This window comes from Cupriavidus sp. USMAHM13 (assembly GCF_001854285.1).
Classification (GTDB): domain Bacteria; phylum Pseudomonadota; class Gammaproteobacteria; order Burkholderiales; family Burkholderiaceae; genus Cupriavidus; species Cupriavidus malaysiensis.
Window position 1 is genome coordinate 984,534 of sequence record NZ_CP017752.1, and the last position, 14,498, is coordinate 999,031.

A 14,498-nucleotide genomic window follows, 5' to 3' on the forward strand; every position below is an offset into this window, starting at 1 on the left:
GGGGTCGGGGCGGGCGCGGCCATCGCGCGGCCTGCCGCGCGGCCGTGTCGGCGCGTGCCGTCGGGCGCGCCTCAGCCGTCGGCCAGCAGCTCGGCCAACAGCTCCGTCGCCTGCGGCCACGGGCCGTAGCCGGCGGCGGGATTCAGGTGGCCCACCTCGCCCAGGTCGACCAGGCGGCTGCCCCAGGCATAGGCCATGCCGCGCACGCGTTCGTAGGCGGCCAGGGGGTCGTTGCGGCTGGCCGCCACCAGGCTGCGGAAGGGCAGGGGCGCGCGTGGCGCCGGCAGCCAGCCGTTCGCTTCGAGCGCGGCCTTGTCGGGATAGCCGGCCGGCAGCGGCTGGTCGAAGTCCGGCGGCGTGGCCAGCAGCGCGGCGTGGATCGGGCGCCGGTGCTGCGCGGCCCAGTGCACGGTGATCATCACCCCTGCGCTGTGGGCCACCAGCACCACCGGGCCGTCGATGTCGGCCAGTGCGGCGTCGAGCGCGGCCACGCGGGCGTCGCGGCTGAGCTTGTCGTGCTCCAGCGGCGGCACCGAGCGGGCGTTCGGCAGTTGTGCCTGCAGCAGGGTCTGCCAGTGCTCGGGCACGTGGTCGCGCAGGCCGGGTACCAGGAGGAAGGTGAGGGCGGGATCGAACGTCATGGAATGCCTGGGATGCTTCGGGTGTCCGGAATGTCCGGGTGGTGGTGCGGATCGGTATGGCTCGGTGTGGCTCGGTGGTGCGATGGCTCAGCCCGCGCGTGCCGCGCACCGGCGCTGCAGCCGCGCCAGGTCGGCCGCGTAGTGGCGCCGGCCGAGGGCGAAGGCCACGGTGGCGCCGAGTCCCGCCAGCGGAATCCATTGCAGCGTGGCGAGCAGGCCGATGTGATCGGACAGCATGCCGGTGAGGAAGGGGCCGGGCGCGAGGCCGAGCAGGTTGTTGGCCAGCGTCAGCGTGGCGAAGGCGGTGCCGTGGATGCGCGGGTCGGTGAGGTTGGCCACCATGGCGCTGGCCGGACCCGCGGTGCCGCCCACCAGCAGCATGCCGGCGCCCAGCAGCGCGAGCTGTGCGCCGCCCGCCGGCAGGCGGAAGGCCACGGCCAGCAGCACGCAGCACAGCGCGCTATAGGCGATCGACACCAGCCACTTGCGCGCCGGCGCGTGGCGGGCCAGCCAGTCGGTCAGCGCGCCGCAGGCGATCATGCCGGTCCCGCCGGCCAGCACGAAGCCGGCCGCGGTGACGCCCGCGCGATCGGTCGCCATGCCGTAGTAGCGCGACAGGAAGCTGGGAATCCAGGCCAGCAGGGCGCTCATCACCAGCAGCTGCAGCGCGCTGCCGACGTAGGCGCAGAGGATGGACGGCGCCGAGAAGAGGGCGACCAGCAGCGGGCGCAGCGCGGTCCGGCCGGGGGCGGCGGCCGCGGCCGCGGCCTCTTCCTCGCCCAGGGCCCGCCGCCGCGCCAGCACGCGCGACTCCGTGATGCACAGGCGGAACAGCGCAACGACCGCCAGGCCGAACAGCGCCATGCCGGCGAAGGCCCAGCGCCAGCCGAAGTGCGACGACAGCAGGCCGCCCAGCGCCATCCCCAGCACCGAGCCGAAGGCGCCGCCGGCGATGAAGGCGGCGCTCAGGCTGGCGCGCAGGTGGCGCGGGAAGACCGACAGCACCAGGGCGATGCCCACGCTGCCGTAGGCCGCCTCGCCGACGCCGACGCACAGCCGCGCCAGGAACATCTCGCCGAAGTTGGTGGCGAGCGCGCAGCCCAGCGTGGCCAGGCTCCACATCGCCGCCATCCAGGCCAGGCTGCGCACGCGGCCCCAGCGGTCGCACAGGATGGAGAGCGGAAAGGTGAGCACGCCCACCATCAGCGCGACCACGCCGCCGAGCGCGCCCAGCTGCGTGTCGCTCAGCGCCCATTCGGCCTTGAGCAGCGGGAAGACCACGTTGAGCACCTGGCGCGACATGTAGTCCGACAGCAGCAGGGCGAAGCTGAGCGCGAAGACCAGCCACGGATACCAGCGCCTGGCCGCGCCGCCGGCCGTGGCCTCGGCCGCCCTGGAAGCCGCGTTGCCTGCGGCGCGCTCGGCGCCGGCGGCCATGGCGGCACGATTCGGATGTTGTCCCAGCATGTCAGCTCCTCTCGGCAGGCCGGCGCCATGTATGTGGCGCGAGGCCCGGCGCTTCGGCTGCGCATCCGCCGGTGGTGGCGTGCGCGTTCGGTGGCTGGGAGTATCGGGGATAGGTCAAAGATGGTTTGACATTGCGGGACAAGTTCTTTGCATACCGTGACAGTGCGGGAAAACGCCGAGACGCTGGCCGCACAGCGCGGGCGGCGCCGCGCGGCCTGGCGCACCTTGCTTCACTTCGTGCGAAGCCGTGGAGTAAACTCGGGGGCCCGCGGGCTCCGTGCCCGCCCAGTCCCAGTCCCAGATTCAGGAGTTTCCATGCCCATGCCCATGCGACGTGCACTGACGGTGGCGGCCTGCCTGCTGCCGCTGACCGTGGCCAGCCCCGCGTTTGCCTATTTCGACAACTTCATCCACAACACCGTGGTCGGATCGATGAACAAGGCCGAGGCTGCCTCGTTCGCCAAGGCTGTGCTGAAGGTGCTGACCGACGGCGAGGACGGCGCGCCGTCGGCCTGGAGCGCCCCCGCGCGCCGTGGCCGCGAGGCCGTCGAGGCCAGCATCACGCCGCTGCGTTCGAAGACCGACCAAGGCCAGTCGTGCCGCCGCCTCAAGGCGGAACTGACGCGCGGCAGCAGCCACGACGAGTGGACCGGCTGGTTCTGCAAGCAGGCGGACGGCCGCTGGAAGTCGCGCAAGGTCGGTGACGACTGAGGACGCGCGGCCCGCTCTTCCGGGGCCGCGCCGCGTGGTGGCCGCTCCGGGCGTGGCGCCGGCCACGCCCTTCCTCTTCCTTTGGTCCGGCTCTTTCCCACTCCTTCCCGCTCCTTCCTTCATTCCCGCGCCGCGCCGGCCCTCATGCCGGCGCCGCTGCGCCGCCTCGTATCGTCAGGCCTCGGCCAGGCAGCGCGCGATATCGAGCGCCAGGCGCCCGGCATCCTCTTCCTCCAGCGTCGACACCGTGATGCGCAGCCCGTGCGCGGGCGCCGCCACGCCGAACGGCTCGCCGCTGCGCACCAGCCAGCCGCGGCGCGCCAGCGCGAGGACGAGCGGCTGGCTGTCGGCGGCCAGCGGCAGCCACAGGTTCAGGCCGTCGGCCGGCGTGGCCGCTGCGTCCGGTGCATCCGGTGCATCCGGCATGAGGCCCTGCGCGGCGAGCGCCCGCGCCAGCCAGGCACGCCGCCGCGCATAGTCGTCGCGGGCCTGCGCAACCCGGCCGGCGACCGCCGGCGACGACAGGCAGCGCGCGACGATGTCCTGCAGCAGGTGGCTGACCCACTGCGTGCCCGGCGCCAGCCGCAGGCGCAGCCGCTGCGAGGTGTGCGGGTCGCAGGCGATGCAGGCCAGCCGCAGGTCGGGCCCCAGCACCTTGGACACCGAGCGCACCAGGGCCCAGCGCTGCGCCGCCGGCGGGATCACGTCATGGTAGGGCGCGGCCGACAGCAGCGCGAAGTGATCGTCGACCACCAGCAGCACGTGCGGATGGCGCGCCAGTACGTCGCGCAGGACGCGGGCGCGCGCCGCGCTCAGGCTGCAGCCGGTCGGGTTGTGCGCGCGCGGGGTCAGGATCACGGCCTGGGCGCCCGCCTCCAGCGCCGCTTCCAGCGCATCGGCGCGCAGCCCTTGCGCATCGACCGGCACCCCCACCGCCTGCAGGCCGGCCACGCGCAGCGTGTTGATGCTGCCCAGGAAGCAGGGGTGTTCCACCACCACCTTGTCGCCCGCCACCAGGTGCGCGGCCAGCAGGCGTTCGATCGCGTCGACCGCGCCGTAGCTGAGGTCGACGGCGAAGCCGGGCGGACAGTCCTGGGCGAACCAGGCCTGCGCATGCTGCGCCAGCGGCGCGTCGACCAGCGTCTCGCCATACAAGCGCGGGCGCCAGGGCCGGGCCGCCAGCGCCGCCGCCGCGTCGGGCAGCCAGGCGGGGTTGGGATTGCCGCCGGCCAGGTCGGCCAGCGCGCTGCCGGGCGCCGTGCCTTCCTGCTCGCCGGCCTCGGTCAAGTGGCGGATCACGGTGCCGAGCCGGCCCTGGGTCAGCGCGACCCCGGCCGTGACCAGGCGTTTGTAGGCGGCGGCCACCGTGTTGCGGTTGACGTCGAGCCGTGCCGCCAGCTCGCGCACCGGCGGCAGCGCCTCGCCCGGCCGCAGGCGGCCGGACAGCACCTGCTGGCGCACGTTGTCGAAGATCTCGGCCGCAGTCTTCCCGGAAATATCCATTTTGTCCTATGACAATATATAATTTGGCACAGGACATTCTACACGGCCGTCTCCGGCATCCCGCCGCGAGGCTGCCGCCACGTGCTGGAGGACCACGACTTGCCTGCTCCGCCCGATCCATCCCCGTTCCCCACGCCGACCCGGCACGAACACCACGGCCTCTATCCGCACGCCCGCACGGTCGACGACTTCCGCCGTAACCTGGCCGAGGTGCGGGCCCGCATCGCGGCCGCCGCGCGGCGCGCCGGCCGCGATCCCGCCGAAGTGCGCCTGCTGCCGGTCAGCAAGACGGTGGACGAGGCGCGTATCCGCCTGTCCTATGCGGCCGGCTGCCGCATGCTGGGCGAGAACAAGGTGCAGGAAGCCAGCCGCAAGCAGGCGGCACTGGCCGACCTGCCCGGGCTGCGCTGGTCGGTGATCGGCCACCTGCAGAGCAACAAGGCCAAGGTGGTGGCGCGCTTCGCCGACGAGTTCCAGGCGCTCGACAGCCTGCACCTGGCCGAGGTGCTGGACCGGCGCCTGCAGGCCGAGGGGCGCGCGCTCGACGTGTTCGTGCAGGTCAATACCTCGGGCGAGGACAGCAAGTACGGGCTGCCGCCCGGGCAGGTCGGGGCCTTCCTGCGCGCCTTGCCGGCCTTCGGCGCGCTGCGCGTGCGCGGCCTGATGACGCTGGCGCTGCTGTCGGGCGAGGCGGAGCGCGTGCGCGCCTGTTTCGCCAGCCTGCGCACCCTGCGCGACCGGCTGCGCCAGCAGGCGCCCGACGGTATCGCGCTGGACGAGCTGTCGATGGGCATGTCCGGCGACTTCGAGATTGCCATCGAGGAAGGCGCCACCGTGGTGCGCGTGGGCCAGGCCATCTACGGCGCGCGCGCCACGCCGGACCATTACTATTGGCCGGGCACGGGCACGGGCCCCGGCCCGGACGCCATCCGCGACCCGGCTTCCGACCCGGACGCCGCGCATCCCGTCGGCGCCGCCGGCATCCATCCGAACCCGAGGCTCCTGCCATGAAGACCGTCCTCGCCATCCGCCACATCCATTTCGAAGACCTCGGCACCCTGGAGCCGCTGCTGCGCGCGCGCGGCTATCACGTGCGCTACGTCGACCCTGCCGGCGACGACCTCGCCGCGCTCGACGTGCTGTCGCCGGCGCTGATGGTGGTGCTGGGCGGCCCGGTCGGCGCCTTCGACGAGCCGCGCTATCCCTGGCTGACCGCGGAGTTGCGGGCCGTGCGCGTGCGCCTCGAGGCCGGACGCCCGCTGCTGGGCATCTGCCTCGGCGCCCAGCTGATGGCGCGCGCGCTCGGCGCGGCGGTGCGTCCGATGGGCGTGAAGGAGATCGGCTTCGCGCCGCTCGCCTTGAGCGAGGCAGGGCAGGCTTCGGCACTGGCCGGCCTGCAGGGGGCCGCGGTGCTGCACTGGCATGGTGACCAGTTCGCCATTCCCGATGGCGCCCAGCGCCTCGCCGGCACGGCGGCCTGCCCCAACCAGGCATTCGCCGTCGGGCCCCGGGTGCTCGGCCTGCAGTGCCACCTGGAGGCCGATGCCGGCACCATCGAAGGCTGGCTGCTCGGCCATGCCTGCGAACTGGAGCTGGCCGGCATCGACCCACGCATGCTGCGCGCCCAGGCCCTCGCGCACGGGCAGGCGCTGGCCGCGGCGGCGCAACGTGTGTTTGGTGCCTGGCTGGACGGTTTCGAGGCCGAGGATGCGGCGGCGCCGGCTCCCGTCCGGCCGGCTCCGGGGCCTTGATCAGGCCGTCCGGCCGCGCCGCCCGCCCGAGGGCCGGGCGGGTGTGCCGGAAGCGACGCGCCGGCATGTGCTGCCTGCGGTTCGTGGCGGTGCCCGAGTGATGGCTGCCGCTCGTTCGCCAAGACAAAGCCCAAGCCGGCGGCGCGCCAGGGGCGCACAATGAGGGGCATCGGAGGCCGATCCGCCGAGGGGACCGTGATGACCGCATTGACCGACGCCGAACTCGCCCGCGTGGCGAGCCTGCTGGACCAGGCGGAACTGCGCGCGCGCGCGCAGCTGACCGCATCGGCCGCCGCGCCGCCGTCGCCGGAGCCCAGCGACCAGGCCGATCAGGCCGACCGCGACACCGACCTGCGCATGGGAGAAGCGGTGGAGACGCATGCCCGCAGGGAGCTGGCCGATATCAGCGCGGCGCGGCAACGTCTTGCCAACGGCTCCTACGGCTTCTGCATCGAGTGCGGCGAGGAGATTCCGCCGCCGCGCCTGCTGGCCTATCCGACGGCCAGGCGCTGCATGGATTGCCAGCGCGCGCGGGAAGCGGCGCCGGCGCTGGCGGGCGGCCGCCAGCGCTGAGGGTGCTGGCGGCGCTGACGGGCGCTCACGGCGCTGACAGCGTTCGTGGTGTTCATGGCGTTCGTGGTGTTCACGGCGCGGAACGCCAGGCCCGTGCCGCAGCGGGGGGGGCCGCGGCCCGAAGCCCTCGGGGAGGCTGCCCACCCGCCCGCCGGGCGGCGGACGGGCAGGCATGCCGGACCGGTCGGGATCAGAAGGCGACGCGCAGGCCGCCGTTGACGCCGACGTCGTTCTTGCCGCGGCGCACTTCCCCGTTCAGGCCCAGGTAGGCGTAGGCCTGCTTGCCCAGGCGCAGCGTGCCGGTGAAGCTGGCCTGGCCGAACAGGCGGCCCACCTGCGGTGACACGATGCCCATGCTGTAGCCGGCCAGGTTGGCCTGCACGGTGGTCTGCGCCAGGTTGCCGTTGTCGCGGCCGATGCCGGCGCTGAACTGGTAGGTCAGCGTGTCGGACAGCGGGCTGCGCTGCGCCGAGCGTGCCGTCAGGCCCAGCGTGACGCGGTTGCCGGTGGCGTCGTAGCGGCCCAGGCTGAGCGCGGCCGGCGTGGCCGAACCCTCGTCGGTGGCGCCGCGCGTGCTCTTCTGCCACAGGAAGCGGGCGAACGGCTCCAGCGTGGTCGCGCCCAGCGCCAGCGGCGTGCGCAGGCCGATCCCGACCTGGGTGCTGTTGCCGCTGGCGTCGGTCTTCAGCGCGGTGCTGGAGAGGCCGGTCGGATCGGCGCGCTGGGTATTCCAGTCATTGCTGCCGAAGCCGGCCATGCCGTCCACCACCACCGGGCCGAGCGTGCCCTGGCCGTAGGCGAAGCCCATGTACTCCGCGACCGAGCCCGAGCCGCCGGTGGCGCCGACGTTGGTGTTGGTGTACGCGAAGCCGAGGCCGAAGCGGGTCGACTCGCCGCCCAGCATGTCCGCGCCCAGCACGAACTGCGAGCGGTTGGTGGTGAATTGCGAGGCGCTGCCGTCGCCGTCCCAGCGGCCATGGTCGGCGCCGATGTCCACCCACAGGCCGCGCCGGCGCGCCGGCTCGCTGGTGGTGGCGGTGGTGGTGGCCGGCGCCGCGCCCAGCACGCTGGTGTCGCCGAGCTGGCGGATCACCGTGTTGTTGACGCGCAGGCCGGCCTGCGGCGCGGCCGCGGCCATGGCGGCGTGCACCTCGCCGGCCAGGGCGCGCGCGAAGCCGGGCAGCGTCGCCGCGTTCTGGCTGGCGGCCACGTACAGCAGCTTGTCCTGCGCCGTGGTGGCGGTGCCGGCCTGGTCGCCGGCCAGGATGCGGTCCAGCACGCCGCCCGCGGTGACGGCGTTGCGGTTGCCGCCGGCCAGCCACTGCGCGTAGGAGGTCGGCAGGACCTTGAGGTCGATGCTGTTGCTGCCGAAGGTGTTGTAGAACACCGCGAAGCGCGTGCCGTCGCTCATGCCGCCGGGCTGCGCCAGCGTGGCGAAGCGCCCGGAGATGCCGCCGTCGGCGGTGACGATGCGGAAGGTGTCGCCCAGCACCGGCTTGTAGGCCGCGCTGCCGTAGCCTGCCTCGCTGGGCGAGAACAGGTTGCTCAGGCGCGGCGCCAGCGTGGTGTTGGCGGCGATGGAGAACTGGCCGCCGTTGGTCACGCGCAGGAAGGAGTAGTAGCCCGGGGTGCCGATCGGCGTGCCGGGGCCGGCCTGCAGCTTGCCCGAGATGTCTTCCTGGTAGGTACTGCCGGACAGCATGTTGACGCTGCCGGCCACGGTCAGGTAGCCGGGCGAGTTGCCGGGCGACAGCGTGCCCTGCACGTTGACCGTGCCCTGGATGGTGCCCGCGCCGCCGAGCCGCGCGCCGGAAGTCACGTCGACATCGCCGTTGATGGTGCCGTTGGCCAGCAGCGTGCCCTGCTGCACGCAGGTACCGTTCGACAGCGTCGCGCTGCCGGTCACGTCCAGCGTGCCCTGGCCGCTCTTGACGAAGCAGCCGCTGCCCGAGGAGGCGGTGCCGATGGTGCCGGACAGGGTGGTGGTGGTCCCGGCCGCGGTGTTGACGTTGGTGCCGCCGCCCAGCGCGATGGTCTGGCCGGTCAGGATGTTGACGGTGGTGTTGATGGTGCCGCCATTGACGATCACGTTGCCCCAGCCCAGGCCCCACGGATTGGTGACCTCGACCAGGCCCGCATTGATGGTCAGGCCGCCGGTCCAGCCGGTGCCGGGCGTGTGCGCCGGAGCGCCGGCGTTGTCGCCGCCCAGGATCAGCGTACCGGTGCCGGCCTTGGTCAGCATGCCGCTGCCGGACAGGCTGCCGTTCAGCGTCAGCGTGGTGGCGCCATCGGTATTGAAGGTGCCGCCGCTGCGGCCCAGCACCACGTTCCGGCCGCTGGAGAAGGTGGCCGTGTTCTGCAATGTGCCGCCGTTCAGCGCCAGCGTGCCGGTGCCGAGGTTGGCGTCGGCCGATACCTTGAGCGTGGCGCCGCCGTTGACCAGCGTGCCGCCGCTGTAGGTATTGGCCCCCGACAGGGTCTGCGTGCCGCCGGTGACGGCCAGCATGCCGCTGCCGCCGATGGTGCCGGCGAAGGTGCCGCTCGCGTTGACCAGGGCCAGCGTCTTGCTGCCCAGGTCGACGCTGCCATTGCCGGACAGGCTCTGGATCGCCGCGCCGGCATTGGTGGCGGCGATGCTGAAGGCGCCGTTGTCGATCACGTTGCCGGACGCGGCGATGCTGCCGTTGCCCGACAGCGCCAGGGTGGCGCCGCTGCCGATCGTGGTGGCACCCGTGTAGGTATTGGCGCCGCTCAGGGTTTCGGTGCCGCCATTGACGGTGACCCCGCCCGCGCCGGCAATGGCGCCGGAGAAGGTGTCAGCGGCGTTGCTGAGCGTCAGGGTCCTGCCGCCCAGCGCGACATTGCCGCTGCCGGCCAGCGACTGGATCGACGCGCCGCCGGTGGTGGCGGAGATATCGAAGATGCCGTTGTCGGTGACCTTGGCCGAGGCCGCGATGCTGCCGCTGCCGCTCAGGGCCAGCGCGCCTTCGCTGCCGATGGTGGTGGCGCCGGTGTAGGTGTTGGCACCGCCCAGGGCCTGGGTGCCGCCGTTGACGGTGAGGCCGCCCGCGCCGGCGATGACGCCGTCGAAGGTGTCGCTGGCGTTGCTGAGCGTCAGGGTCTGGCTGCCCAGCGCCACATTGCCGTTGCCGGCCAGCGTCTGCAGCGTGGCCCCCTGGCTGGTGCCGGAGATGTCGAAGGTGCCCAGTGCGATCAGGCCTTGGGAGGCGGCGATGCTGCCGGTGCCGCTCAGGGCCAGGGTCGCGCCGGTATCGACACCGGTGAGGCCGGTGTAGGTGTTGGTGCCGCCCAGGGTCTGCGTGCCGCCATAGACGACCACGTTGCCGGTGCCGGCGATGACGCCGGAGAAGGTGTCGCTGGCATGGGTCAGCGACAGGGTCTTGCCGCCCAGGGCGACGTTGCCGTTGCCGGCCAGCGACTGGATCGACGCACCATTGGTGGTGGCGGAGATGTCGAAGCTGCCGTTGTCGGTGACCTTGGACGAGGCCGCGATGCTGCCGGCGCCGCTCAGGGCGAGGGTGGCTTCGCTGCCGATGGTGGTGGCGCCGGTGTAAGTGTTGGCGCCGCTCAGGGTTTCGGTGCCGCCGTTGACGGTGAGGCCACCCGAGCCGGCGATGACGCCGCCGAAGGTGTCATTGGCGTTGGTCAGCGTCAGGGCCTTGCCGCCCAGGGCGACATTGCCGCTGCCGGCCAGTGACTGGATCGAGGCGCCGTTCGTGGTGGTGGAGATGTCGAAGGTGCCGTTGTCGGTGACCTTGGACGAGGCCGCGATGCTGCCGTCGCCGGTCAGGGCGAGGGTGGCCCCGCTGCCGATGGTGGTGGCACCGGTGTAGGTGCTGGCACCGCCCAGGGCCTGGGTGCCGCCGTTGACGGTGAGGCCGCCCGCGCCGGCGATGACGCCGTCGAAGGCGTCGCTGGCGTTGCTGAGCGTCAGGGTCTGGCTGCCCAGCGCCACATTGCCGTTGCCGGCCAGCGCCTGCAGCGTGGCCCCCTGGCTGGTGCCGGAGATGTCGAAGGTGCCCAGGGCGATCAGGCCTTGGGAGGCGGCGATGCTGCCGGTGCCGCTCAGGGCCAGGGTCGCGCCGGTATCGACGCCGGTGAGGCCGGTGTAGGTGTTGGTGCCGCCCAGGGTCTGCGTGCCGCCATAGACGACCACGTTGCCGGTGCCGGCGATGACGCCGGAGAAGGTGTCGCTGGCATGGGTCAGCGACAGGGTCTTGCCGCCCAGGGCGACGTTGCCGTTGCCGGCCAGCGACTGGATCGACGCGCCGTTCGTGGTGGTGGAGATGTCGAAGGTGCCGTTGTCGGTGACCTTGGACGACGCCGCGATACTGCCATTGCCCGACAGGGCGAGAGTGCCTTCGCTGCCGACGGTGGTGGCACCCGTAAACGTGTTGGCGCCGCTCAGGGTTTCGGTGCCGCCGTTGACGGTGACCCCACCCGAGCCGGCGATGACGCCGCCGAAGGTGTCATTGGCGTTGGTCAGCGTCAGGGTCTTGCCGCCCAGGGCGACATTGCCGCTGCCGGCCAGCGACTGGATCGAGGCGCCGTTCGTGGTGGTGGAGATGTCGAAGGTGCCGTTGTCGGTGACCTTGGACGAGGCCGCGATGCTGCCGTTGCCCGACAGGGCGAGGGTGGCTTCGCTGCCGATGGTGGTGGCACCCGTAAACGTGTTGGTACCGCTCAGCGTTTCGGTGCCGCCGTTGACGGTGACGCCACCCGAGCCGGCGATGACGCCGCCGAAGGTGTCGTTGGCGTTGGTCAGCGTCAGGGTCTTGCCGCCGAGGGAAGCCAGGCCATTGCCGGCGAGCGACTGGATCGACGCACCATTGGTGGTGGCGGAGATGTCGAAGCTGCCGTTGTCGGTGACCTTGGACGAGGCCGCGATGCTGCCGGCGCCGCTCAGGGCGAGGGTGGCTTCGCTGCCGATGGTGGTGGCGCCGGTGTAAGTGTTGGCGCCGCTCAGGGTTTCGGTGCCGCCGTTGACGGTGACGCCGCCCGAGCCGGCGATCACGCCGCCGAAGGTGTCGTTGGCGTTGGTCAGCGTCAGGGTCTTGCCGCCGAGGGAAGCCAGGCCATTGCCGGCGAGCGACTGGATCGAGGCGCCGTTCGTGGTGGCCGAGATATCGAAGGTACCGTTGTCGGTGACCTTGCTGGAGCTGGCGATACTGCCGTTGCCCGACAGGGCGAGGGTGCCTTCGCTGCCGACGGTGGTGGCGCCGGTGTAAGTGTTGGCGCCGCTCAGGGTTTCGGTGCCGCCGTTGACGGTGACGCCGCCCGAGCCGGCGATCACGCCGGAGAAGGTGTCAGCGGCGTTGCTCAGCGTCAGGGTCTTGCCGCCCAGCGTGACCAGGCCATTGCCGGCCAGCGACTGGATCGCAGCGCCGCTGGTGGTGGCGGAAATATCGAAGGTACCGTTGTCGGTGACCTTGGATGACGCCACGATGCTGCCATTGCCCGACAGGGCGAGAGTGCCTTCGCTGCCGACGCTGGTGGCACCGGTGTAGGTGTTGGCGCCCGACAGGGTCTCGGTGCCGCCGTTGACGGTGACGCCGCCCGAGCCGGCGATCACGCCGCCGAAGGTGTCGTTGGCGTTGGTCAGCGTCAGGGTCTTGCCGCCGAGGGAAGCCAGGCCATTGCCGGCGAGCGACTGGATCGATGCACCGCTGCTGGTGGCCGAGATGTCGAAGGTGCCGTTATCGGTGACCTTGGACGACGACGCGATGCTGCCGGTGCCGGCCAGGGCCAGCGTGCCTTCGCTGCCGATGGTGGTGGCACCCGTGTAGGTGTTGGAACCGCTCAGCGTTTCGGTGCCGCCGTTGACGGTGACGCCACCCGAGCCGGCGATCACGCCGCCGAAGGTGTCGTTGGCGTTGGTCAGCGTCAGGGTCTTGCCGCCGAGGGCGACATTGCCATTGCCGGCCAGCGACTGGATCGACGCGCCGCTGCTGGTGCCCGAGATGTCGAAGGTGCCGTTATCGGTGACCTTGGACGACGACGCGATGCTGCCGGTGCCGGCCAGGGCCAGCGTGCCTTCGCTGCCGATGGTGGTGGCACCCGTGTAGGTGTTGGAACCGCTCAGCGTTTCGGTGCCGCCGTTGACGGTGACGCCGCCCGAGCCGGCGATCACGCCGCCGAAGGTGTCGTTGGCGTTGGTCAGCGTCAGGGTCTTGCCGCCCAGCGAGACCAGGCCGTTACCCGCCAGCGACTGGATCGACGCGCCGCTGCTGGTGCCCGAGATGTCGAAGGTGCCGTTGTCGGTGACCTTGGACGAGGCCGCGATGCTGCCGGCACCGGCCAGGGCGAGCGTGGCGCCACTGTCGATGGCGGTGGCACCCGTATAGGTGTTGACCCCGGTCAGCGTCACCGAGCCGCCGGTGCCGCTGTTGGTGACGGTCAGCGTGCCGCCTCCGGTGGCCGCGTTGGCGATCACGCCGCTGAAGGTGGAGCCGTTGCCGTTCTGGTCGATGGTGCCGCCGTTGGCGTTGAGCGTGAAGTTCTGCCCGTAGGCGCCCTGGGCCGTATCCATCTTCAGCGTGCCGCCGTCGAAGGCCGGGTTCAGCGAGCCGCCCGCCAGGCCCGAGGCCGCATGGGGCGAACCGGCGCCGGTGATGTCGGTGGCCACGGGACCGGGGGTGGCCCCGATCATGTTCACCAGCCAGCTCGGGCCGTCGGCGCCGAGGTCGCTGCCGTTCGCCGCGGAGTGGAAGCTGAAGGCGGTCAGGCCGCTGTACATCAGGTAGCCTTGCCCGTACTGGTATCCGGCAACGATGGGCTGCAGCCCGAAGCCATCCGTCTGGCCCTGCACATAGCTGGTCAGCGTGATGCCGCCGGAGGCGGTGACCGTGTCGTGGGCCAGGTAGCCGCCGATGCGGCCGGTCGCCCCGATCGGTGTCGAGGTGAACAGACTGAGGCCGGCCTGCGTCAGGCTGCCGGAGCTGGAAGCGTAGCCGTCGCCATGGTTCAGCGTGACGCCGCCGAACGTGATCGAGGTATCCCAGCCCGCCGATTGCAGCAGCAGGCTGCCGCCGCTGTTGACCCAGCCCAGGATGGTCGACGAGTTGGCGCTCAGGAAGGCGCTCAGGTCGATATCGGTGTTCGCGCTGCCTTCCAGCATGACGAAGCGGGTGCTGCTGTTGAAGATCGACCCGACATTCGTCGTCGCGCTGGCGTAATTGGTATAGAGCGTCCAGTTGTTGATGCCGTAGGCGGCATTCATCGCGGTCTGGTCGTCGGTGGTGCCCCACGGATTCTCCGTCACCAGCACCGGTGTCGCGCCCGCCAGCGCGACGAAGCCGCACGAGAGCAGGACCGCGCCGGCAAGCCGCTTCAGGGCGAACAGCCGACCCTGCACGCGCGCCGGAGCCAGCGCCGGCCGTGCCGCCGTCGTGCCCCCGCCATCCTTGCCGTGCGCGCTGGCCAGTTCGGAGGCGGCGACATAGGCGCTATGCCGCTTGCTCCAGATGAGGCGGTATGTCTTGTTCATGATTCCACTCGCTTTGTCTTGGTGTCTTGAATCTGTCGAGGCGTGAGCGAATCGCGGGACGAGCGCAGCCGCCCGTGCCTGGCACGGGTAGCAAAAGGCGGGGCCTGTCAGGCCACCGGCGCGCGTCGGCCCCGGCCTCTCGCGTCACGCGAAGAGGTCGGCGGATGCCGAGGGCTTAAGCCGGCAGTGCTGAGGGTGGGTGCTGGAGAGGGATGGCGAAACGGGCGGTCCGTCGCGCCGTGGCGATGAGCCGGTGCGCCGTGGCGCGGCCAGGTCCGGTTGGCACCGCGGGATGCCGTGGCAGGTGAATATCGATCAAGCTAACCCCCTTGAAACCAGAATCGG

The 14,498-nt window shown here is 71.8% G+C and carries 8 protein-coding genes; 4 read left to right on the forward strand and 4 right to left on the reverse strand.

Going from position 1 to position 14,498, the window contains the following annotated elements; all coding sequences use genetic code 11:
- Positions 1–71: 71 nt before the first annotated feature.
- Positions 72–641: an RBBP9/YdeN family alpha/beta hydrolase gene (locus BKK81_RS22760; protein ID WP_071017945.1), complete on the reverse strand. Its 570-nt coding sequence runs from the start codon at positions 639–641 to the stop codon at positions 72–74.
- An 87-nt stretch (positions 642–728) separates the two neighbouring features.
- On the reverse strand, positions 729–2,108 hold the full coding sequence (locus BKK81_RS22765) for an MFS transporter (protein ID WP_083384365.1): 1,380 nt from the start codon (positions 2,106–2,108) through the stop codon (positions 729–731).
- A gap of 321 nt (positions 2,109–2,429) precedes the next feature.
- Here BKK81_RS22765 and BKK81_RS22770 point away from each other — a divergent pair, with 321 nt between their 5' ends.
- Complete coding sequence (locus tag BKK81_RS22770) at positions 2,430–2,819, forward strand: hypothetical protein (RefSeq protein ID WP_071022073.1); 390 nt, start codon at positions 2,430–2,432, stop codon at positions 2,817–2,819.
- 174 nt (positions 2,820–2,993) lie between these two features.
- Here BKK81_RS22770 and ptsJ read toward each other — a convergent pair whose 3' ends face one another.
- Positions 2,994–4,322, reverse strand: coding sequence for a MocR-like B6 salvage transcription factor PtsJ (gene ptsJ, locus BKK81_RS22775; protein ID WP_071017947.1), 1,329 nt, complete (start codon positions 4,320–4,322; stop codon positions 2,994–2,996).
- Between the two features lie 99 nt (positions 4,323–4,421).
- Here ptsJ and BKK81_RS22780 point away from each other — a divergent pair, with 99 nt between their 5' ends.
- The 3 genes from BKK81_RS22780 (at position 4,422) to BKK81_RS22790 (ending at position 6,646) form a co-directional block, all read left to right on the forward strand.
- Positions 4,422–5,333: a YggS family pyridoxal phosphate-dependent enzyme gene (locus BKK81_RS22780; RefSeq protein ID WP_197524042.1), complete on the forward strand. Its 912-nt coding sequence runs from the start codon at positions 4,422–4,424 to the stop codon at positions 5,331–5,333.
- Positions 5,330–6,073: a glutamine amidotransferase gene (locus tag BKK81_RS22785; protein ID WP_071017949.1), complete on the forward strand. Its 744-nt coding sequence runs from the start codon at positions 5,330–5,332 to the stop codon at positions 6,071–6,073. The genes BKK81_RS22780 and BKK81_RS22785 overlap by 4 nt, the downstream gene beginning before the upstream one ends.
- A gap of 198 nt (positions 6,074–6,271) precedes the next feature.
- A complete protein-coding gene (locus BKK81_RS22790; protein WP_071017951.1) occupies positions 6,272–6,646 on the forward strand; it encodes a TraR/DksA family transcriptional regulator in 375 nt (124 codons plus the stop codon).
- Between the two features lie 190 nt (positions 6,647–6,836).
- Here the strand turns inward: BKK81_RS22790 and BKK81_RS22795 are convergent, their stop codons facing one another.
- Entirely contained in the window at positions 6,837–14,153 is a 7,317-nt protein-coding gene (locus BKK81_RS22795; protein ID WP_071017952.1) for an autotransporter-associated beta strand repeat-containing protein, read from the reverse strand.
- Positions 14,154–14,498 lie beyond the last annotated feature (345 nt).